This is a genomic window from Cetobacterium somerae, assembly GCF_022430525.1.
GTDB lineage: Bacteria > Fusobacteriota > Fusobacteriia > Fusobacteriales > Fusobacteriaceae > Cetobacterium_A.
In genome coordinates this window covers 617,623-639,536 of record NZ_CP092520.1, presented here as the reverse complement: position 1 = coordinate 639,536, position 21,914 = coordinate 617,623, and the positions used below count along the sequence as shown (strand labels likewise).

Annotated in this window: 18 protein-coding genes and 3 tRNA genes; 11 read left to right on the top strand and 10 right to left on the bottom strand. The window is 27.2% G+C overall.

What is annotated here, in order from left to right:
* Positions 1-22: 22 nt before the first annotated feature.
* Positions 23-772, bottom strand: a complete 750-nt coding sequence (locus tag MKD34_RS12030) for an adenine nucleotide alpha hydrolase family protein (protein WP_240220686.1) — start codon at positions 770-772, stop codon at positions 23-25.
* A 143-nt stretch (positions 773-915) separates the two neighbouring features.
* Between MKD34_RS12030 and MKD34_RS12025 the strand changes: the two genes are divergently transcribed.
* On the top strand, positions 916-1,722 hold the full coding sequence (locus MKD34_RS12025; RefSeq protein ID WP_240220684.1) for a DUF4396 domain-containing protein: 807 nt from the start codon (positions 916-918) through the stop codon (positions 1,720-1,722).
* Between the two features lie 25 nt (positions 1,723-1,747).
* Here the strand turns inward: MKD34_RS12025 and MKD34_RS12020 are convergent, their stop codons facing one another.
* Positions 1,748-2,575, bottom strand: a complete 828-nt coding sequence (locus tag MKD34_RS12020) for a mechanosensitive ion channel family protein (protein ID WP_240220682.1) — start codon at positions 2,573-2,575, stop codon at positions 1,748-1,750.
* Between the two features lie 145 nt (positions 2,576-2,720).
* On the opposite strand from MKD34_RS12020, the gene MKD34_RS12015 reads away from it, so the two are divergent.
* Genes MKD34_RS12015 through mobB form a run of 3 tightly spaced genes read left to right on the top strand, consistent with a single transcriptional unit; the run spans position 2,721 to position 6,551 of the window.
* Positions 2,721-4,100 (top strand): TldD/PmbA family protein, encoded by a 1,380-nt coding sequence (locus tag MKD34_RS12015; RefSeq protein WP_240220680.1) that lies wholly within the window; start codon positions 2,721-2,723, stop codon positions 4,098-4,100.
* Positions 4,100-5,440 carry a TldD/PmbA family protein gene (locus MKD34_RS12010; protein ID WP_240220678.1) on the top strand — a complete coding sequence of 447 codons (1,341 nt, stop codon included), beginning with the start codon at positions 4,100-4,102 and terminating at the stop codon, positions 5,438-5,440. Before MKD34_RS12015 ends, MKD34_RS12010 begins: the two co-directional genes overlap by 1 nt.
* 25 nt (positions 5,441-5,465) lie before the next feature.
* Positions 5,466-6,551: a molybdopterin-guanine dinucleotide biosynthesis protein B gene (gene mobB, locus MKD34_RS12005; protein WP_240220676.1), complete on the top strand. Its 1,086-nt coding sequence runs from the start codon at positions 5,466-5,468 to the stop codon at positions 6,549-6,551.
* A 54-nt stretch (positions 6,552-6,605) separates the two neighbouring features.
* Here mobB and MKD34_RS12000 read toward each other — a convergent pair whose 3' ends face one another.
* The 6 genes from MKD34_RS12000 to MKD34_RS11975 all read right to left on the bottom strand — a co-directional run bounded on the left by MKD34_RS12000 (position 6,606) and on the right by MKD34_RS11975 (position 13,237).
* Positions 6,606-8,021 carry a glutamate decarboxylase gene (locus MKD34_RS12000; protein WP_240221613.1) on the bottom strand — a complete coding sequence of 472 codons (1,416 nt, stop codon included), beginning with the start codon at positions 8,019-8,021 and terminating at the stop codon, positions 6,606-6,608.
* Between the two features lie 202 nt (positions 8,022-8,223).
* Positions 8,224-8,299 (bottom strand) — tRNA-Thr (locus MKD34_RS11995).
* 12 nt (positions 8,300-8,311) lie between these two features.
* Positions 8,312-8,388: transfer RNA gene (locus MKD34_RS11990), tRNA-Arg, on the bottom strand.
* An 18-nt stretch (positions 8,389-8,406) separates the two neighbouring features.
* Positions 8,407-8,482 (bottom strand) — tRNA-Gly (locus MKD34_RS11985).
* Positions 8,483-8,563: 81 nt separating this feature from the next.
* On the bottom strand, positions 8,564-10,168 hold the full coding sequence (locus MKD34_RS11980; RefSeq protein ID WP_240220674.1) for an ABC-F family ATP-binding cassette domain-containing protein: 1,605 nt from the start codon (positions 10,166-10,168) through the stop codon (positions 8,564-8,566).
* A gap of 117 nt (positions 10,169-10,285) precedes the next feature.
* Positions 10,286-13,237: a glycoside hydrolase family 2 TIM barrel-domain containing protein gene (locus MKD34_RS11975; RefSeq protein WP_240220673.1), complete on the bottom strand. Its 2,952-nt coding sequence runs from the start codon at positions 13,235-13,237 to the stop codon at positions 10,286-10,288.
* A gap of 183 nt (positions 13,238-13,420) precedes the next feature.
* Between MKD34_RS11975 and MKD34_RS11970 the strand changes: the two genes are divergently transcribed.
* From MKD34_RS11970 to MKD34_RS14155, 7 genes are all read left to right on the top strand, one after another.
* Positions 13,421-14,086, top strand: a complete 666-nt coding sequence (locus MKD34_RS11970; protein WP_240220671.1) for a M48 family metallopeptidase — start codon at positions 13,421-13,423, stop codon at positions 14,084-14,086.
* Positions 14,083-14,682: an ECF-type riboflavin transporter substrate-binding protein gene (locus MKD34_RS11965; RefSeq protein WP_023051663.1), complete on the top strand. Its 600-nt coding sequence runs from the start codon at positions 14,083-14,085 to the stop codon at positions 14,680-14,682. The genes MKD34_RS11970 and MKD34_RS11965 overlap by 4 nt, the downstream gene beginning before the upstream one ends.
* A gap of 18 nt (positions 14,683-14,700) precedes the next feature.
* Entirely contained in the window at positions 14,701-16,389 is a 1,689-nt protein-coding gene (locus MKD34_RS11960) for an ABC transporter ATP-binding protein (RefSeq protein WP_240220669.1), read from the top strand.
* Positions 16,389-17,219: an energy-coupling factor transporter transmembrane component T family protein gene (locus MKD34_RS11955; protein WP_240220667.1), complete on the top strand. Its 831-nt coding sequence runs from the start codon at positions 16,389-16,391 to the stop codon at positions 17,217-17,219. The genes MKD34_RS11960 and MKD34_RS11955 overlap by 1 nt, the downstream gene beginning before the upstream one ends.
* A 98-nt stretch (positions 17,220-17,317) precedes the next feature.
* Positions 17,318-18,229 (top strand): hypothetical protein, encoded by a 912-nt coding sequence (locus MKD34_RS11950; protein WP_240220665.1) that lies wholly within the window; start codon positions 17,318-17,320, stop codon positions 18,227-18,229.
* Between the two features lie 74 nt (positions 18,230-18,303).
* Positions 18,304-18,903, top strand: coding sequence for a hypothetical protein (locus MKD34_RS11945; protein ID WP_240220663.1), 600 nt, complete (start codon positions 18,304-18,306; stop codon positions 18,901-18,903).
* The gene (locus tag MKD34_RS14155) at positions 18,900-19,919 is read left to right on the top strand and encodes an EpsG family protein (protein WP_366116871.1); all 1,020 of its coding nucleotides are present in this window, start codon (positions 18,900-18,902) and stop codon (positions 19,917-19,919) included. Before MKD34_RS11945 ends, MKD34_RS14155 begins: the two co-directional genes overlap by 4 nt.
* Before the next feature lie 25 nt (positions 19,920-19,944).
* Here MKD34_RS14155 and MKD34_RS11940 read toward each other — a convergent pair whose 3' ends face one another.
* Positions 19,945-21,261 (bottom strand): sensor histidine kinase, encoded by a 1,317-nt coding sequence (locus MKD34_RS11940; RefSeq protein WP_240220661.1) that lies wholly within the window; start codon positions 21,259-21,261, stop codon positions 19,945-19,947.
* Positions 21,248-21,904 (bottom strand): response regulator transcription factor, encoded by a 657-nt coding sequence (locus MKD34_RS11935; protein WP_240220660.1) that lies wholly within the window; start codon positions 21,902-21,904, stop codon positions 21,248-21,250. Before MKD34_RS11935 ends, MKD34_RS11940 begins: the two co-directional genes overlap by 14 nt.
* Positions 21,905-21,914 lie beyond the last annotated feature (10 nt).

The window sequence follows — 21,914 nt, the reverse complement described above, 5'->3', positions numbered from 1 at the left end:
GTTTATAAGCTCTGCTATTTTTTTAACCTATAAAAATTGGTTTTGTTGCTTTTTCTATTATCTCTACTCCCATACGTTTTGTTATTTTTTCAAAGAAAAATGATTTACTTAAATTTCCCATTATTATAAAATCAAATTCATTCATCCTTTGAAAAAATTCATCTTTTGTATTAAATTGTTGATTAAACATCTCTATTTTTGCTTCAATTCCTTTTCTTTCTAATAACTCAAGCAAATTGTTTTCTTGATATTTATAATTCCAACTTAATAAAGTAACACTTTTTACTTGAGGAAAATCTCTAATAAAGCTATTTACACTTTTATTAACTTTGACTCCATCATCTGAAATTATTACAACATTTTTAAAAGATGATACACTTTTATTTACAATAATAACAGGTTTATATATAATCTTTAATATATCTAAAAAATCTTCATCTAAATATTCAGTTTCTTCTAACATTAAACAATCCACTTTTTTTAAATATTCCTGAACTATCTCTTTATTTATTCCTATCTCAACAACAAGTTCATCCTTAATTCCCTCTTTCAACAATAGATTTTTTAAATCTTCAATATACTCATCTTCATATTCTTTTAAAATATCCATCGTCATACTAGGACTTAAAAATGTTACTCCTGTTGGAACTCTTAACTCTTTTATATAAAGCGGTAATATTTCAAACCCAAATCTCTTTTTTAGTGACTTAAAATTTTCTATAGCTAACTTTGCATCATTATAATATTTAAATAATACCATTATTTTTTCCATAAAAACCTCCTTATTAATTGTTAAGTAATTATGTTTACTTTATTTTTATAATTTATCCTTTATTTACAGCTATTTTTTAAAGGAAATCATATTTTTTTTATGTATTTAATTACTAAATAATAAATTTTTAGGCGGTGATTTAATTGTTTAACATTATTTCTAAAATCTTTATCGTTATCGGAATTCTTTCTGCATTAAGCATTACCATTGATATTTTAAAACATCCACAAAAAGAGATGCCTATTATGAATCTAGTTTGGCCTATTAATGGCCTATGGGCTGGAATCTTTGGAGTTTGGGCTTATTTTACTATTGGAAAATATAGAAAAATGGATATGAGTGGTATGGATATGAGTAATATGAAGATGGATGATATGAAAGACATGGACATGAGTAATATGAAGATGGATGACATGAAAGATATGGACATGAGCAATATGAAGATGGATGACATGGATATGAAAGGCATGGATATGAGCAATATGAAAATGGATGATAATAAATATTCAAGTTTTTGGCAAGGTGTTGTTGCTGATACTCTACATTGTGGTGCTGGTTGCTCTTTAGCTGACCTAATTGGTCCATGGCTATTTTTAGTATTTCCTTTTACTATTTTTAACAATTACACTTTTGGTGAGTGGACATTAGATTATTTTCTAGCTTTACTAACTGGTGTAACTTTCCAATATGCTGCAATCTCTCCTATGATGAATGAAAAAGGGGTAAAAGTATGGTTAAGAGCTCTTAAAATAGATTTTCTTTCTCTTAGCTCGTGGCAAATAGGTATGTATGGTTGGATGGCTCTTGTTATATTTGTTTGGTTTGGTCGTCTATCTCCTACAACTCCGGAGTTTTGGTTTATGATGCAAATTGCTATGTGTTGTGGTTTTATAACTGCATATCCTGTAAACTGGTGGTTAGTAAAAGTTGGAATAAAAATGGGAATGTAAAATAAAAATACCTTTAAGAATAATCTTAGAGGTATTTTTTTATTTCATATGATTGATATGGAATTCTTATTCCCTCTTTATCAAATCTTTTTTTAACTTCTTCTTGAATATCAGCATTTAAGTCTCTAAAATTTTCTTTTAAAGTCCAAACTCTTACAATAAACTCTGACGCTATTGGTGTCTCTTTTGCAAATTTAACAAATATATCTTTGTCCTTTAAAACAGACGGATGGTTATTTACAACATCAAAAAGTACTTCTCTAACTTTATCTATATTACATTTTTTATCTGTAAAAAATAAAAAATCTGCTCTTCTTTGTGGATTGGCTGTAACTGTAGTAACTATTGATGATGATAATTTTCCATTTGGAACTATAATTTTTTTATTGTCTACACTATTTAAAATAGTATATAAAAAACTTATCTTTTGAACTGCTCCCTCTGTTCCAGCAGCAATAATAAAATCGCCTTTTTTAAAAGGTTTTGATACTAAAATCTGTATTCCACCAGCTACATCTGATAAACTTCCTTTTAATGCTAATCCTATTCCAACACCTACAGATCCTATTAATGCTAAAATTGATGTAGTTTTTAATCCTAAAATTTCTAATAAGTTAAGAAAATAAAAAATCATTATCATTAAACTTGTTGATGTCAGTAAAAAATTTACTAACAATTCATCTAAAATCTTTTTTCTTAATATTTTCTTTAATGAACCTACCACAAACTCTTTAACTGGATTATATGTAAAATAAAGTATTAATAAATATATCGCTTTTTTTATAAGCACAGGAGAATATTTTGCTATATATAATATAACTTCATCTGACATATTCCCTAAAAAATTTTCCATAAAAAATTCCTCCATATTATTATTTATTGAAGTATTATACTATATTTTCGTTTTTTTTTCCATCTTATTAACTCTAATTATTCATCTATCTAAAAAAAAATACATATGATATACTCTAATAAAAACATCAAAAGGAGAAATCTATATGATAGATAAGAGTTTAGTTGAAAATATATTAAATGAAGCACTTTCTACTGGCGGAGATTTTGCAGAGATTTTTGTTGAAAATAAAGTTGGAGATTCTTTCTACTTGGTTGATGGAAAAATTGAGCAAGCTATTTCAGGAAAAGACTTTGGAATTGGAATAAGAATCTTCAAAGGTTTATTTTCTGTTTATGCCTATACTAATGATATGAATAAAGAAAATCTTATAAAAGTAGCACAAAAGGCTTCTAAAGCTATAAGAGGAACTAAAGAAGATCTTGTTATAAATCTCATCAAACAAGAAATAGAAAATAAACATAAAATAATTTTAGCTCCTGGAAGCGTTTTAAAAGAGGATAAAATTTCAATTATGAAAGAAGCTTATAATGCTGCTAAAGAATATGACAACTGTATCAGTCAAGTTAGAGTAAACTATAATGATTCTACACAAAATATTTTAGTTGCTAACTCAGAGGGTATTTGGGCTGAAGATAGCAGAGTTAGAAGTAGACTTGGAATTGAAAGTATTGCTTCTGATATGAACGATATGCAAACTGGTTCATATCGGCCTGGAGCTGCTAAAGGATTTGAATTTTTTAAAGAGATTGATATAAAGTCATATGCTAAAGAAGCTTCTAGAATTGCTAAAACTATGCTTGGTGCTAAATATGCTCCAAGTGGAAAAATGCCTGTTATTATTGAAAATGAATTTGGAGGAGTAATATTCCACGAGGCATGTGGACATGGACTTGAGGCTACAAGTGTAGCTAAAGGACTTTCTGTTTTTGCGGGAAAAATTGGTGAGCAAGTTGCAAGTAGTGTTGTTTCTGCAGTAGATGACGGAACTCTCTCTAACGAGTGGGGTTCTTCAAATATAGATGACGAAGGTACTCCTACAAGAAGAAATCTTTTAATTGAAAATGGTATTTTAAAAGGCTATATGGTGGACAAGCTAAACGGAAGAAGAATGGGTGTAGAAAGTACAGGAAGTGCTAGAAGAGAATCTTATAAATATGCTCCAACATCAAGAATGACTAACACATTTATTTTAAATGGAACCTCATCTTTAGAAGATATGCTATCTAATGTTGAAAATGGAATCTATGCTAAGTATATGGGAGGAGGATCTGTTAATCCTAGTACAGGAGACTTTAATTTCTCTATTATGGAAGGATATTTAATAAAAAATGGGAAAATTACTGAACCTGTTAGAGGAGCAACTTTAATCGGTAATGGACCTGAAATTCTTCATAAAATAGATATGGTTGGAGACAATTTAGCTCATGGACAAGGAATGTGTGGATCTGTTTCTGGAAGTATTCCCGCTAACGTTGGACAACCTAGGATTAAAATAAAAGATATTGTAGTTGGAGGAAGATAATGGATATAAAATTATTTATAGATAAAGTTTTTGATACTGCTAAAGATATGAAGTTAGATGATTTTGAAATTTATTTTACATCTTCTGAAAATGAAACTATTAAGGTTTTTAAAGGTGAAATTGACACATATAGTAACTCACAAAATATGGGAATCTCTTTTAGAGTTAAAGTTAATGAAAAAATGGGATACTCTTATACTGAATCTCTTGAAGAAGAGGATATCATACCACTTATAGAAAGAGCTATCTCTAATGCTAAAGTTATTGAGAATCTAGATGTTATTGAAATATATGGAGAAAAAAGTATTTATGAAAAAATCGACGCTTTTAATCCAGATCTTAAAGCTGTTACAGTTGATGCTAAAATCAATTTCTTACTAAAAGCTGAAAAAACTGCTTTAGAATTAGATTCTAGAATAAAAAGTGTTAACTATTGTATGATTGGTAGTGGATATGGAGAAAATATTATAAAAAATTCAAAAGGCTTAGACCTTTATCATAATGGAAACTCTATATATGCTTACATAGCTGTTGTTGCTCAAGATGGAGAGTCTATTAAAAATGATTCGGCATATATTGTGACTAAAAACTTTTCAGAGATGGACCCTGTTAAATTAGCTACCGAAGCTGTTACTAAGGCTTTGAATAAATTAAATTCAACGTCTATAGAAAGCAATGTTTATAATGTAATTATCGAAAATGATGCTTTTGCAGATCTTTTAGGAGCTATGAGTGGAATTTTTTCTGGTGAAGCTATTCAAAAAGGCGTTTCAAAATTAAAAGGTAAAATTGGAGAAGCTGTTGCTAGTTCTATTGTTACAATAACTGATAATCCTCATTTAAAAGATGGTTATGGTAGTGCTCCCTTTGATGCAGAAGGAGTTCCAACTCAGTGTAAACATCTTATTGAAAATGGTATTTTAAAAACATATCTCCATAATCTAAAAACAGCTAAAAAAGATAATGTAAAAACAACAGGAAATGCTGCTAAAGGCGGGTATAAAGGAACAATGGGAATTTCATCTTTTAATCTTTATTTAGAAAAAGGAGACCATTCATTCCAAGATCTTTTAAATAAATTGCAAAATGGTATTTTAATCACAGGTTTTTCTGGTTTACATTCTGGATTAAACTCTATCTCAGGAGACTTTTCTCTAGCTACAGAAGGATTTTTAATTGAAAATGGAATTATTTCCAAACCATTAAACCAAGTTACTTCAGCTGGGAATTTTTTCGAGCTTTTAAAAAATATCGAATATATTGGAAGTGATTTAAAATTTAATCTATCTGGTGTTGGTTCACCTTCAATTCTAATTAATAATATAAGTATCTCATCATAATTATAACTCACAGGAGGTAACATATATGAATAAAATTGAAAACATTGATGCTCTAGTTCTTGCTGGAGGAAAAAGCTCAAGAATGAATTTTTTAGACAAAGCCTTACTTAAATATGATAAAAATAGAACTTTTTTAGAAAAAATAACTCAAGAATTAGATAATTTTAAAAATTTAATGGTTTCTATCAATAAAAATCAGAATTTTCTTATACCTAGAGGTACTATTATTACAGATACTATAGATAATGCTGGTCCTATCGAAGGAATCTACCAAGGACTTTTAAATACAAAATCAGATTTTATTTTTGTTACAACTTGTGATATGCCAAATATTACAAAAGAATTTATTAATTTTATATTACAATTTATTTCTCATGATTATGATGCTGTTATTATTAAAGATAGCAAAGGAAAAACTTATCCTCTTTTTGGAATATATAATAAGTCTTCATTAAGTACAATAGAAAGATCTATTATGGATAAAAATTATAGACTTCAAGATCTTCTTTCTGAATTAAATGTTAAATATATCAATCTTTCTAATACAACTTTTGATTGTCAAAAGCTTTTAAGAAGTATTGATACTCAAGAAGAATTAAAGTTTAACTCTATTTTTATGGGAAATAAACCTTTTATTGCTATTTGTGGTGCTAAAAATAGTGGTAAAACTCTATTGATTGAGGAACTATTAAAGCATTTTAACGATGCTGGATTTAAAGTAGCTACTATTAAATTTGATTCTGATTATAATCTAGATGGATTAGATGAAGAACTAAATAGATATAAAAAATCTGGTGCTAAAGGAAGTTTACTTTTTTCTAAAAATAGTTATATCCTCTTAAAGGATAGAGTTAACAATAGTTTTTTCCAATATTTAAACTATTTTAAAGATTTTGATATTATTTTACTAGAGGATTTTAAACATGAACCTTTTCCTAAAATTGAGATTTTAAAAGAAAGTATATCTTTAACACCTTCTTGTAATCCAACTAATTTATTATTTTATGTAAGTGATTCAAATAAAATATTAGAAGATAAATCATTAAAATCTATAAATCTAAAAGATACTATTTCAATTTTTAAAGAAATTTTAAAAATTAGTAATTTATAAATCTCTAAATAAAAACTGCATCCTATTTATAAGGATGCAGTTTCTTTTTTTCTTTTATTTTTTTAATAATCTTTTTTCTGTGTGTGAGTATCCTGCTACATGATCTTCTGTTTTTTTGATCTCTTTTTTTACTGTGATATGTTTGTCTAAATAATCTATTGATTCTTTCATATCTCTTAATAATAACGACATTTGTTCCATACTTTGGTCAGCTCTTACAACAACTCTCATTATTGTTACATCTTCAAAATTCTTTGGTAATGGATATGCTGGTAACTGCCATCCATAATATCTTAATCTATCTGATAAATCATACTCTGTCCATGCTCTTTTTGGATCATCTTTTAACATCCAACATACAATTGGAATATTCTCTCCACTATTTAAGATTTTAAATATTCCTAATTTTTCTAATCCTTTTGTTAAGAATAATCCTACATCTCTTGATTTTTCATGTACTGCTTTATATCCTTCTTTACCCCATCTTACAAAATTGTAATACTGAGCCCATATTTGACTTCCTGGTCTTGAGAAATTTATTTGGAAAGTTGGTTCAAATGCTCCTAAATAAGCTACTTTAAATAGTAACTCTTCTGGTAAATATTCTTTATCTCTCCACATTACCCATCCAAGTCCTGGGTATACTAAACCAAATTTATGTCCTGATGTACTTATAGACACTACATTTTTAAGTCTAAAATCCCAAACTAATTCTGGATTAACAAATGGTAAATATAACCCTCCTGATGCAGCATCTACGTGGATTGGTACTGATAATTTTGCTGTTTTATTGTATTCCTCCACTTCTTTATCTAAAGCTACTATATCATCAAATGTTCCTGTATAAGTTATTCCCATTATTGGTACTATACCTATAGTGTACTCATCACATGCTGCTATAGCTGCTTTTGGATCCAGTCTTAAATCATCTAATGACATCATTGGAACTTCTCTTAACTCTACATCCCAATATACTCCAAACTTTTCCCAAACTACTTGGAACCCTGAACTTACTACTAAGTTTGGTTTTTTTGCATTTATGTCTATACCTAAAGCTTGTGCTCTTTTTCTCCATCTAAATTTCATCGCCATTCCACCTAGCATACATGCCTCTGATGAACCAACTGTAGATGTTCCCATGTACTCCTCTGTTTCTGGAGCATTCCATAAATTTGCTATTATATTTACACATCTTTTTTCAACTTCTGTTGTTTGAGGATACTCAGCTTTATCTATTGCATTTGTTGCAATAGCATCAACCATTACTTGCTTTGCTTCTGGCTCCATGTAAGTTTGTACAAATGTTGCTAGATTATATCTAGGATTTCCATCATGCATCATCTCATCTGCTATTAATTGATATGCTATATTTGGATTAATTGCTTTTTCATTTATACTTTCTCTTGGTAATACATGAGCCGATTCATAACTTCCAAATAAAGGTGTTGCTGAATTATCTGGAGCAAACATATACTCCTTTTCTTTTTCTTCTCCAACTTTTCTTCTGTGTAACATAAAAAAACCTCCTTATATCTTAAAATTCCTTAGTTTATTATCTTATATTTGAAACTCTGAAAAATTATTCGAATTAAGTTGAAGAAATCCTTTAATTTTAATTATAATTTATAAATAAATATAAAAAAAAAGCACTTTCGTGCTTTTAAAATCAAAATGGTGCCGCTTATCGGAGTCGAACCAATCACCTACTGATTACAAGTCAGTTGCTCTACCAGATGAGCTAAAGCGGCTTATAAATAAAATGGCGTGTCTGAAGAGATTCGAACTCCTGACCCACGCCTTAGAAGGGCGTTGCTCTATCCAGCTGAGCTACAGACACATTTGATAAATATTTAATTGGAGCGGGAGACGAGGGTCGAACTCGCGACATTCAGCTTGGAAGGCTGACGCTCTACCAACTGAGCTACTCCCGCTAACGTCTTGAAGGAATCCCTCAAGACATAAAAATTGTATCACAACATTTGTTTTTTGTCAATAAACTTTTTTATTTTTTATTAATTTTTTATTCTAAATCTATTATCACGAATATCGTAAGTTACAAATCCTATTCTTCTCATTAAAACTTTATCGTGACTTACTAATATAACTGCTCCAGGATAATCTAAAAGCATATTAGCTATAGCTGTTCTTGAGTAATCATCCATATAAGTTGATGGTTCATCTATTATCAATAAATCTGTTTCCATTAAAGTATTTGTAAAAATCTCTAATCTTTTTTTCTCTCCACCTGATAACATAAATATTCTTTTATCTCTAAACTCTAATTCATTATTGTAAAGATTATCAATAGCAGCTTCTATAAACTCTTCAGAAAGACCCGTTTTATCTTTTAAATAATCTTTAATATACATATTTTCATTTTCAAAAACTGTATCTTGCTCTATAAATGCTATTGTTGCTTTTTCATTTATAAAAACTTCTCCTGAAGTTGGCTTATCTAATCCAGCTATTATTTTTAGCAGTGTTGATTTTCCAGATCCATTTTCTCCAACAATACAAATTTTTGTATCTCTATCTACTACTAAGTTTGCATCTTTATATAACATCTTATCTGGATACTCTTTCATTACATCTTTTAAAACAACAATTGGTCCTTCAAACTCTTTTTTCCCAGTTATCATTACATCTTCTGGTGCATCAATATAATTATATTTATACTCAGGCGAGAACTTAATTCTTTCTCTTTGTAATCTTTCTAGCTCTTTTCTCATTCTTCTTAAAATTACAGCATGAGCATGTTTATTGTTACATCTTTCTAATAACTTTAATTTTTTTTCAATCGCTTCTTGAGTTTCTTCTATCGTTTCTTCAGTTTCTCTATTTTTCTTTTTATCCTCTGCTATTCTAACTTTTTTCTCTTTTAAATAAGCTGGATAATCACAATCATAAACTCCTACTTTATTATTATCTATATCAAAGATTTTTGTAGCGAAAGTTCTTATAAAATCTATATTATGTGATATTACTAAAAAAGCTTTTGGACTATCATTAATATAATTTGTTAACCAAGCTGTCTTTTTCTTATCAAAGAATGAAAGTGGCTCATCTAAAATTATTAAATCTGAATTACTAAATAAAGTTATAGCCAATCTTATATATTGTCTTTCTCCTCCACTTAACTCTCTAAACTTTTTATCTAACTTATCATTTAGTTCAAAAGTATCTATAAATTCAGATTGAACGTGAATATATGAATACCCTCCTAAACTTTCAAACTCATCAGATAATTTTGAATATTTTTCCATTACTTTTTCATCGTTATCCATATCACCTGTAAATTCTGCTGAAACTGCATCCAATTCTGCTTGAACAGACATTACTTTTTCAAAAGGTGAATTTAACAAATCTTGAACTTTACTATCTAAATCAACTCTTCCAAACTGATCAAAACAAGATATTACAGCTTCTTCCTCTCTAATTACAGTTCCTCTATCAGGATTTTCTGATCCAGATAAAAGTTTAATTAAAGTAGATTTTCCTGTTCCATTGTTTCCAACAAGAGCTATTTTATCTCCAGAATTTACTTCTAGATCAACATGTTTATATAAATTTTGTGAAAAAAATGATTTTGATACATTTTTAAACTCTACTATAGTCATTTTACTCTCCTATTCTCTATTAAATTTAACGTATTATTATACCATGCTTTATATTTTTTAGCAATATTACCTTTAAGAAATAGGAAAAGCTAGAAGAGGTATCTTCTAGCTTTAATTTTAAATATTTGATTCTATTATATAACTAAATAAATACTTTTTGTCGCTTGGAATTAAATATTCATCATGTGTTGGAGCTCCCCACGAATCATCTCCTCCAACCCCCATCTGTATTTTATTTATATTTAAAGCAGTACAATGAGATTTAGGAAGTTCGTAGTGATGATATGCACTTTCTATTTCATTAACCGTATAAGGTAAAGCACTAAATTCAAAAGGCTCCTCACTTGAAATCTTTATTCCTACTCCCATCTTATTTGTTATTTCTGTCCATCTAGTTCCTATTCTATTTCCACACTCTTGAGGAATCACATATTCACTCATATTTTTATTTACATCTGTTTCAAAAATTCCAAGTTTAGCTCCATGAACTCTATCTATATAATTTTCTTCTGGCCCCATTCCATACCATTTTATTTCACTAAACTCTTTTGGAACTTTATAACTCATTCCAAATAATGGCATATCAGATAATCCTTTTACTCCATTATATTCCATATTTATTTTTAATTTTCCATTAACAAAACCTTCATATGTAATCTCACATTCTGAAGTAGGATTTGTAGGTAGTTCATACTTAGCTTTTATTTCCACAGAATTTTCTTTTTCTAAAACATTCACATCAACCATTTTTACATACATTGATGCAAGTTTCCATTGGGCATATCTAAATGGCATCTTATTTCCTCTATCATTATCTGTTGAGGCTCTCCAGAAGTTTGGCATTACAACACCATCTATAAACTCTTTTCCTCCAAATTTTAATGAGATTAATCCACCATACGCTTTTGAAAATATTAATTCCATTTTTTTAGTTTTTATTCCTAAATTAAATCCACCATTTATAAAAATTGGTTTTCCTTCTAATTTTTCTTTTACTTTTTTTTCAATTTTATATATTTTTTGCCCAAAACAAATTTCATGTCCCTTTAAAGCATAAAACCTATCCTCTTTTAAATTTAAAGACACCTCTATTGTATATTCTCCATACTCTTTTACTTTAGGAAGATTTAATTTAAATGATTTTTCAGACAATGGTTTTACATTACATTCTAAACTCTCTTCATATATTTTAATTCCATTTTTAAATAATTTTATTTTTGTATCGTACTCTGAACAATTTGTGAATAAACTTTCATTTATTATAGTAAAATATTTTTCCTCTACATTTATTTTATAATCTGAAAATAGTTGTTTAATCTCTTGAACTTTTGGTGATGGTTTTCTATCTCCATAAACAATTCCATTTACACAAAAATTATAATCAGTTGGTCTATCACCAAAGTCTCCTCCAAAAGCTAAATACTCTTTACCAAAAGGATCTTTCTTCATTAATGATTGGTCTATATAATCCCAAATAAATCCTCCTTGATACATTGGATATTTTCTTTCCAATTCTGTATATTTATGAAGTCCACCATTAGAATTTCCCATAGCATGAGAATATTCACATAGTATAAATGGTTTTTCAGGTGTTTCCTGCAAATACTTTTCAATCTCATAAACTTTTGCATACATTCTGCTTTCCATATCCGACGTTTTATCATATCTTCTATCCCAAAAAATTCCCTCATAATGGATAACCCTTGTATTATCTAAACTTCGTAAAAATTCAGACATTTTAAATAAGTTTTCTCCTCCAAAAGATTCATTTCCACAAGACCAAATTACTATAGAAGAATAATTTTTATCTCTTTCAAACATAGACTTTGCTCTATCTATTATATTCTCTAACCATTCTGGATTGTTATTTGGTATAACTTTTTCTGGACAAGGTTGCCCTAAAATTTGCCAAGTTCCATGAGTTTCTAAATTAACCTCGTCAATTACATATAATCCATACTCATCGCATAACTCATACCATCTAGTTTGATTTGGATAATGTGATGTTCTAACAGCATTAAAATTATTAGCTTTCAAAAACTTTATATCCCAAATCATATCCTCTTCTGTTACTGCTCTTCCTCTATAACAATTAAACTCATGTCTATTTACACCTTTAAATACAATCCGCTCTCCGTTTATTTTCATAATTTTATCTGAAATTTCAAATTTTCTAAATCCAAATTTTTGCCAACACTCTTCTATTATATCTCCTGTTTTAGCATCTTTAATTAAAATTTTAACTTCATAAAGATTGGGGTTTTCAGCACTCCATAACTTTGGATTTTCTACTTTTTTATTTAATTCTAGTTTTAATTCTTTATCAATTTTTATATTTTTTTCTTCCATTTTTAAAACAACTTCTGTTTTATCTATAAGCTCCATTTCAATATCTACTATTGCTTCTTTATAAGTTTGAATTTTTAGTGTATTTTTTAAAGTTGCCTTTTTAAAATTATTTGTTAATTCTGAAGTTATAAACATATCTTTTACATGTACATCTGGAGTTGAATAAAGATAAACATCTCTAAAAATACCTGAAAGTCTCCAAAAATCTTGGTCTTCTAACCAACTTCCACTACACCATTTATAGACTTTTACTATTATTTCATTATTCTCACTCTTTAAATATTTTGTCAATTCAAACTCACTCGGTGTGAAACTATCTTCACTATATCCCACAAACTCCCCATTACAATATAATTCTAGCGATGATTCAACTCCTTGAAATGAAATATATACTGGTCTATTTTTCCAATCTTTTGGTATATCTATATTTCTTTTATAAATTCCAAAAGGATTAAACTCCTTCGGAACCTCTCCTGGCTCTAAATTTTCTCTTCCATCCCAAGGATACATTGTATTAACATATTGTGGTTCTCCATATCCTTGTAACTCCATATGGCCAGGAACTTGAATTTTAGTCCAATTAGATGTATTACAATATGAAAAATCCCAAATTCCATTTAAACATTTTTTCCACTCTATATTTAATCCTTCATATTTATGATTTGAATGTGCACTTAATCTATTTATTTTAAAAACTCTTGGATTATGTAAATTATCCATAAACCCCTCCCATATCAATTAAATTACTAATATATAATCATAATTTAAACAATATAGCAATTAACACTCTAAACTTCTCAAAATCTTTGTTAACTAATTAAAAAAAGTTTTTTAATTTATTTTATTTCGTAAATCAAACTATTGTGATAAAATATTTATAATACGATATCTAAAGGTGAATTAATGAAATATAATGTAGTAATTACTAAAAAAAATATTAAAAATATTATTCTTAAAGTTAAATCTGATGGTACTGTTACTCTTTCTGTTCCCAAAAGAACTCCTAATACTTTTATTGAATCTTTTTTAAAATCTAAAAATGAATGGATTTTAAAAAATCTCGAAAAAGTTAGAAATTTTTCAACTAAATCAGTTGACAAATCATATAAAAATGGAGACAATATAGAGTATCTTGGTAAAATTTATATTTTAGAAATTTTTAAAAGCTCTTATAATAACATTGAAATTATAGATGGTTTTTTTAAAATATTTACTAATAAAGAGATTAATGACAAAAATATTGAAACTCTTATTTATAATTGGTATAAGAAAAATGCTTTAAAAATTTTCGAAATATCTTTGAATAAATATAGTAACCTTATCGGTGAAAAGTTTTCTAGTTTTAAAATTCGAAAAATGAAAAGACGTTGGGGGTCTTGCAGGTTTATCACAAAAATCATTACATTAAATATTGAACTTATTAAAAAACCTATTGAATGTATTGATTATGTGGCATTCCATGAAATAGCACATTTAAAATATCCTCATCATCAAAAAGAGTTTTGGAATTTTATATCACTTTATATGCCTGATTGGAAGGTTAGAAAAGAAAGGTTGGATAAAATATGATAAAAAAGTATATTGGAGAAGATGGTTTCAGATATTATGTAAAAAAAACTGAATTATTTTCTACCAAAAGTGTAGTAGCTATCGGTATTGGAGCTGCTCTTTATAGCGTACTTTCAGGAGTTGCTATTCCTGTTGGTCCTAATACATCATTTAGAATAGCTGTCGCTCTTCTTACAATTTTTGGAGCTATCTTTGGTCCATTAGTTGGATTCTTTGTAGGTTTTGTTGGACACGCTTTAAATGATATGATTATGTGGGGAAGTGTTTGGTTTAGTTGGGTTTTCTTATCTGCTGTTATTGGATTATTTGGTGGATTAATTACCTTAGACAAAAGTTTTTCTTTAGAAACAGGTCATGTTACTAAAGTTCACATATTTAAAATGTATCTTTATGCTATTTTAGGAATGATTTTTGCAGGATTAGCTGCTTATGTTGGCGATGTTTACTTCTATGGTGAACCAGCTCAAAAAGTTTGGATTCAAATTGCTTTAGCAACTTTAACTAATTTTGCTGTTACTGCAACTTTAGGAATTCCTATTATTCTTGGAATCGCTGCTAGAAAAAGAAAATATTCAAATTTAAAAATAGAAGATTAATTAAGTGAAGGAGTATAGATGAGTAACGTAGTAGAATTTAAAGATTTTACTTTTAAATACATCAATCAATTAGAACCAACTTTAAAAAATATTAATTTAGAGATAAAAAAAGGTGAAAAAGTTCTGATTGCTGGGCCGAGTGGTAGTGGTAAGTCTACTTTAGGTAGTTGTTTAAATGGTATTGTCCCTTTTTCAAAAGAGGGTGGATTTAAAGGTACTTTAACTGTTAAAAATATTGAACCTTATGAAAGTAGTATTTTTGAGATTAGTAACCTTGTTGGAACAGTTTTACAAGACCAAGATGGTCAATTTATAGGTTTAAGTGTTGGGGAAGATGTATCATTTATTGATGAGAATAATCTTATACCTCAATCTGAAATGATTAAAAACACTGAGAAAGCATTAAAAGAAGTTGGAATGGAGAGTTTTATTAATCATAGTCCTCAAGAACTTTCTGGTGGACAAAAACAATCTGTATCATTAGCTGGAATAATGAGAAGTCCTGCTGAAATATTACTTTTTGATGAACCTTTAGCTAACTTAGATCCATATAGCGGGAAGCATGCTATGAAATTAATTTGTGATATTCAAAAGAAAACTGGAAAAACAATTATTGTTATTGAACATAGAATTGAAGACGTTTTAGAACAAGAGTTTGATAGAGTTATTATTTTAAGTAAGGGCGAAGTTGTCGCTAATGGAACTCCTGAAGAGTTATTTAGAAAAGATATATTTAGACAATATGGATTGAGAGAGCCTCTTTATATTGAAGCTTTAAAATATTCTGGCGTAAACTTAGAAACAGATTCGATATATCCTATATCTAAAATTGGAACTAATGAAAATATAACAAAAGTAAAAACTTGGTGTGATTCAATAGAATTAAAAGAAAAACAGTTTAAAGATAATATTTTAAGTGTTCAAAATCTTTCATTTGCTTATGATGAGAGTAAACCAATCTTAAAAGATGTTAATTTTTCTGTTAATCGAGGAGAGATTCTTGCTCTTTTAGGAAATAATGGTGCTGGTAAATCAACACTTTGTAAAGTTGTAACAGGTATTGAAAAAGAATCTTCTGGAGATATTATTTTTCTTGGAAAAAGTATTATTAAAAATAGTATTAAAAGAAGAGGAGAGAAAATTGGATTTGTTATGCAAAATCCAAATCATATGATTACACAAGAAACTCTTTTAGAAGAAGTACAGTTTGGTTTAAAAATAAGAGGAGTTAAGGATTTTACTGAAAAAGCTGAAAAAGCTTTAGAAATTTGTGGTTTACATGAATTTAGACATTGGCCTGTTACATCTTTAAGTTATGGTCAGAAAAAAAGACTTACTATAGCTGCTATTTTAGCTCTCGAGCCTGAAGTTTTAATTTTAGATGAGCCTACAGCAGGACAAGATTATAAAAGATATAAAGAGTTTATGAACTTTATTAAAGAGATTGCTAATAAGGGTGTTGGAATTATTCTAATAACTCATGATATGCACTTAGCTCTTGAATATGCTAATAGAGCTATTGTTCTTTGTAATGGAACAATTATAGCAAATAATTCTCCATCTATTATTTTAGGAGAAAAAGAATTAATGGAGAAGTCTAATTTAAAAGAAACTTCTTTATCTCAAATGGCAGAAATTATGGGCCTAGATCCTGAGATGCTTATGAACTCTTTCATTAATTTTGAAAATCAAGGAGGGATGAGATAATGTCAAGAGCTGGAACTTTATATATTGATAAAAACTCTCCAATACATAAAATTGATGGAAGTGTAAAATTTTTATTACTACTTGTTTGGACAGCATCGGTATTTTTATTTAATGATTTTAGAGTGTTTTTAACGTTTTTTATTGTAGGAATGGGGCTATTACATATTGCTAAAATTCCATTTAAATCAATAAAACCTTTGTTTATATTCATTGTTATGTTTACTATTATGAACTCTTTATTTTTAATAGTTATAACACCTGAATATGGATCAACTTTAACAGGAACTACTACTCCAATTTTAACGATAAAAGGAATAACGCTTTCTACTGAAACAATCTGGTTTGCACTTACTTTATCAATGAAGTACTTAGCTATTTTTCCTATAATGATGCTGTTTATATTTACAACTCATCCTAGTAAATTTGCAAGTAGTTTAAATAAAATTGGTGTATCTTACAAAGTTGCTTATGCAATTAATATAGCACTTAGATATATTCCAGATGTAAGAGATGAATTTAAAAATATAATGCATGCTCAAGAAGCTAGAGGAGTAGCTTTTAGAAAAGAAGATGCCAATATTATAACAAGATTAAAAAATTATAATACCATTTTATTCCCATTAGTTCTTTCGTCATTAAATAGGGTTGAAGTTGTTTCTAATGCAATGGATCTAAGAGGATTTGGTCATAAAAGTAAAAGAACTTGGTATAGTTCTCAAAAATATTCTTCTATTGACTTTATTACACTTATATTAATGGGATTAATGTTAGTTGTATCAATTTATTTAAAAATATATGTACTTAAAGGATTTTGGTATCCTTTTAATTAAGACTTGTTAAATCAAGTCTTTTTTTATTTGACACAAAGTTGACATAAAATAAAAAAAATAGTATAATTATGACATAATATTGACATATTGGAGGGGTTATGAATAATAAAATTATATCTTGCTTCGCTCTTTCATCTTTTTTATTAGTTAATACATCTGTTTTAGCTTTTAATTTAGATAAAATGGGTGGAGATATTGAAGTTGGATTTAAAGTTAAAGATTATGAAGAGGGTGGAGCTTCTAGAAATTTTAGAGAAGGTAATGTTAGTCTTACTTTAAAACCTAATAAAGATAACGGACTTGCTTTTAAGTTTGGTTTTGCCGATAGAGTTTTTAATGAAAGTAAAACTTCTAAAAAGAAAGAGCAAACTAGAGAAATGTCAGAGTTCTACATTGAAAATATGTACCTTTGGGGAAAACTTATGTTTAGACCTGAAATCGGTTTAAAATATACAGATTTCCATAATGATGATAAAGGATTGGATTCAGCTAAAGAGTATAGATTCTATCCTAAATTCACATATACATTTAATAAAAATTGGAGTTTATATTCTAGAGGATTTGTGGCATACACGGAATTAAAAGATCCTTGGAAAAATGGCGATAAATATGGTTACAAACATAGATTAGAAGGTGGAACTAGATATACTTTCAATAGAAAACATGCTTTATCAGTTGCTTTATCTGATGATACAAGTGGTGTTAATAAATTTGATTATGATGTTGATAATACTCAATTAAGATTTAGATATCACTACTCACCAACTAGAAATCTAAAACTTGTACCTTTCTTCTTCTGGGGAGTTGATGGTGAAAGAATTGCTACAAATGGTACAAAAAAAGAGGTTAAAAGGGATATGCTAGGAGTTAATACTCACTATAAAATTACTAAAAATATCGAACTTATAGCTAAGGTTAACTATGAGTGGAGAGATGATAATACTGATAAAGGCGGAGATGGAAATAAAGATCACTGGTTTTATTCAGGTGCAATAAAATATTCGTTCTAGTTTAAAAACCTCTTTAGTAAAGAGGTTTTTTTATTTTTTACAGTATTATATTAAAAAGGATACTGGAGGTTTAAATGTCTAAGGATTTTTTTAAGATTATTAATGCACATAGATATTTATTTTTTTCTATTTTTATCATCGGATTAATTTTCACTTCTTATTTTTATTTTACTAGCCCAATTACATATTCTGCTAAGGCTTTATTTCGTTATATCGAACCTGAAGGTGCCACAAAAATTACAAAAGTTGATATAAACGAAACTATAACCTACGAAAGCATAACTCCTGGAAGTGGTGGTTTATATATTCCAAGCTTAATTAATAGCGATTCTTTAAAAATATCTTTTAATGCAGGAAATGGTATTTATACAGTTGTCAGCAAATCCATTTTAAAAGATTTTCCAATAAATGAAGTTAATAACTTTTTAGATTTTGTTGTCATAACAAATATAAATTTTTTAAATGAAAAACTTCTTTATGCTACCTCTAAAGATGAAGAAATTAAATTTAAAGCTCTTTTAGAAAATCCTACTAAATCTTTTCCTTTAATAATAAAAGCTGATTCAATAGAAATTATCGATAAACGGTACTTAATTTTATTTTTTGGTTTTATTGCATCTCTTTTTGTCTCTTTAACTGGTGTTATTATAAAAGAACGAGTTGATGAGGTATGATTTTTGTTCTTGGAATCTTTGGAATCTTTCTTTTTTATACTATATTTTTTACTGAAGACCCTTACGAAAAATTTTTACTCATTATGCCTGTATTTCTATTGTCTATATATACCGGAACTAGGATAAATGTTGGTGGATATGACTATCATGTTTATAAATATTTTTATGAACTCCCATATTTTCAAAATCCATATGGATATGAATACTTTTTTATTCTACTCAGAGATTTCTCTAAATTTCTTGGTTTAAATTACAATTTTTTTCTTCTTTTTTTAAGTTTTATATTTAATTTTATTATTTATAAACTTTTTATATCCTACAGTAGATACCCAACACTATCTTTTCTAATATATCTATCAACTTTTTACTACTGGCATAATTTTACTATCATTAGAAATTTTATTGCTATCATAATATTTTGGATAAGTTTAAAGTATATTATTGAAAGAAAAATATTTATTTATATTTTTTTAATTACCTTAGCTTGTTTCTTTCATAAAACAGCTATTATTCTATATCCTCTTTATTTTTTATTAAACTATCGATTTACAAAAAAATCTTTAAGTTTTCTTTTTATTTTATCTCTCATTATTAATCCATTATCTTTTATTATTTTTAAACTTAATATATCTTTTTTAGGCTTAAGTGAACGTTTAAATAGATATAGCCATATTATTGAACATGGAAATTTTTATGAATTTTTAGAACTTTTAATTTTTGTTACCATATTATTATTTTATTTTAAAAATAGTACTAAAAAAGAAAGTGTTCTTTTAAATCTAAATATTTTTGCACTTTTTATTTTTATTTCTTTTTATCGTTTTGCCATTATTTTAAGAGTTTTAGATTATTTTAGATTAGGTATTTTTATTGGAATCCCTTTTATTATATTTAATATATCTAATAAGTATTTAAAATATCTTTCTTTCATTATACTTTGTAGTTATCTTGTATTTAAGTACTATAACACTATTACAGATTACGCTATTTATAACTATCAAACTTGGTTAATTTAAAAAACTCGGAAAATTTTCCGAGTTTTTATTTTAAATAAACTATAAAATTAAAAGTTTCATTTTTTATATAAACTTCATATTTTATATTTAATAATAAAAATATTTTTTTTACTAAAGTTAAACCTAAACCATTTCCATCTATTCTTGAAAAGTTTTCTCCTCTATTAAAAGGAATAAATATTTTTTCTAAATCCATATTTTTATTAGGTAACATTTTATTTGTTACTTTTAAAATATTATTTTTTAACTCTATATTTACCTCTTTATCATCTTCAGAGTACTTTAGACTATTTTGAATTATATTCTCCAATGCAATTTGTAAAAATTCTTTATCTGTATAAACTTTTATTTTATCAATATCTAAATTAACTATTAGATTTTTAGAAAGTTCTATATAGTCATAACGTTCTACTATTCTTAAAGTTAACTCTCTTAAATCAATCTCTTCATTTTTTATATTTTTTAAAACATCTAATTTTGATAAAATCAATAACTTTGAGATTAACTCTTTAGTATAATAGCTCTCTCTTAGTATAGTTTTATAAGTTTCTAATGTCTCTAAATCTATATTTTCATTTTTCATTAAAACTTGAACTTTAGATGAAATTATTGTAATTGGAGTTTTTAATTCATGAGATGTATTAGAAATAAAAGATTCTAAATCATTAATTGCTACTTCTAATTTTTCACTCATTACCTTTATATTTTCACTAAGTTCCCCTAATTCATCGTCTCTTTTAATTTCTAAGTTAGATTTAAATTTTAATTTTGATATCTCTTTTGTATTATTTTGTAATATTTCTATATCTCTTACAAAATTTTTAGAAAAAAGTTTAGCAAAAATTAAACTTATAAAAATTGCTATAAATGCACCAAGTAAATTAAAATAACCAATCTCTTTTTTATAATAATTTAAAATAGATAATGACGTTCTTATTGATATCCATCTATTTTGAATTTTTTCATTATATAATAAAATTTTAGCCTCTGTTAATCTTTGATTTTTTATAAAAAATTTTTTACTCTCTAAATTTTCAATTAAAAAACCACTTCCACTTCCGCCTCTATTATTTACCCACTTTTTTTCTCCTTCAGCCATAATTAGAACTGTTATATCTTTTTTTTCTTTTAAATTTTTGATATAATTTTCCAAATCTAATTTTTTATTATTTAATATTAAATACTCAAGTTCTCTCGCTATTTTTGGAAACTCTTCTTTTCTTTCAGATATAAAGTGAGACTCTAAAAAAAATATACTTATAGTATAACTTATACTCATTGCAATCATTATAATTAATGCTGAATATATAAATATTTTAGTCGATAAACTACCTCTCTTCAAAGATATACCCCACTCCTCTTACTGTCCCAATTAATTCGTCATAATCCCCTAATTTTTTTCTTAATCTTTTAACAAGTGTATCTGAAGCTCTCTCATCAAACTCATTATCTATCCCCCAAATTTCTAATAAAATATTATTTCTACTTAAGGGTTTATTTTTATTTTTTATAAAATATTCTAATAAATTCTTTTCTCTTGTTGAAATATTAACTCTTTCACTTTTTATTTTTAATATCTCATCTTTAAATGAATACTCCATCTCTTTATATATATACTCTTGTTGAATATTTAATTTTAAATATTTTTTTATTTTAGTTGAAAGAACATTTATACTAAATGGTTTAATAATATAATCATCTGCTCCTATCTCTAGTCCATGAATTTCATCTAATTCCGAATCTCTAGCTGTCATCATTATTATTGGAACTTCAGACTTTTTTCTAATATATTCACAAACTTCCCAACCATTTTTAAGAGGTAAATTAACATCTAAAAGTACTAAATCTGGTTTAAAACTTTCAAAATATTTTATTCCTTCCTCTCCGTTTAATGCAATTTTTATCTCTATATTTAGATTAAAAAAATGACTCTCTAAAGAGAGAGCCAATTCTTTTTCATCCTCAATAATTAATAACCTCTTCATAAGTTAACAC

Excerpts from the sequence above, each read along its gene's own strand:
- MKD34_RS12030 (WP_240220686.1), bottom strand. The coding sequence starts at position 772 with ATGGAAAAAATAATGGTATTATTTAAATATTATAATGATGCAAAGTTA.
- MKD34_RS12020 (WP_240220682.1), bottom strand. The coding sequence starts at position 2,575 with ATGGAAAATTTTTTAGGGAATATGTCAGATGAAGTTATATTATATATA.
- MKD34_RS12015 (WP_240220680.1), top strand. The coding sequence starts at position 2,721 with ATGATAGATAAGAGTTTAGTTGAAAATATATTAAATGAAGCACTTTCT.
- MKD34_RS12010 (WP_240220678.1), top strand. The coding sequence starts at position 4,100 with ATGGATATAAAATTATTTATAGATAAAGTTTTTGATACTGCTAAAGAT.
- mobB (WP_240220676.1), top strand. The coding sequence starts at position 5,466 with ATGAATAAAATTGAAAACATTGATGCTCTAGTTCTTGCTGGAGGAAAA.
- MKD34_RS12000 (WP_240221613.1), bottom strand. The coding sequence starts at position 8,021 with ATGTTTGCTCCAGATAATTCAGCAACACCTTTATTTGGAAGTTATGAA.
- MKD34_RS11980 (WP_240220674.1), bottom strand. The coding sequence starts at position 10,168 with ATGACTATAGTAGAGTTTAAAAATGTATCAAAATCATTTTTTTCACAA.
- MKD34_RS11975 (WP_240220673.1), bottom strand. The coding sequence starts at position 13,237 with ATGGATAATTTACATAATCCAAGAGTTTTTAAAATAAATAGATTAAGT.
- MKD34_RS11970 (WP_240220671.1), top strand. The coding sequence starts at position 13,421 with ATGAAATATAATGTAGTAATTACTAAAAAAAATATTAAAAATATTATT.
- MKD34_RS11965 (WP_023051663.1), top strand. The coding sequence starts at position 14,083 with ATGATAAAAAAGTATATTGGAGAAGATGGTTTCAGATATTATGTAAAA.
- MKD34_RS11960 (WP_240220669.1), top strand. The coding sequence starts at position 14,701 with ATGAGTAACGTAGTAGAATTTAAAGATTTTACTTTTAAATACATCAAT.
- MKD34_RS11955 (WP_240220667.1), top strand. The coding sequence starts at position 16,389 with ATGTCAAGAGCTGGAACTTTATATATTGATAAAAACTCTCCAATACAT.
- MKD34_RS11950 (WP_240220665.1), top strand. The coding sequence starts at position 17,318 with ATGAATAATAAAATTATATCTTGCTTCGCTCTTTCATCTTTTTTATTA.
- MKD34_RS11945 (WP_240220663.1), top strand. The coding sequence starts at position 18,304 with ATGTCTAAGGATTTTTTTAAGATTATTAATGCACATAGATATTTATTT.
- MKD34_RS14155 (WP_366116871.1), top strand. The coding sequence starts at position 18,900 with ATGATTTTTGTTCTTGGAATCTTTGGAATCTTTCTTTTTTATACTATA.
- MKD34_RS11935 (WP_240220660.1), bottom strand. The coding sequence starts at position 21,904 with ATGAAGAGGTTATTAATTATTGAGGATGAAAAAGAATTGGCTCTCTCT.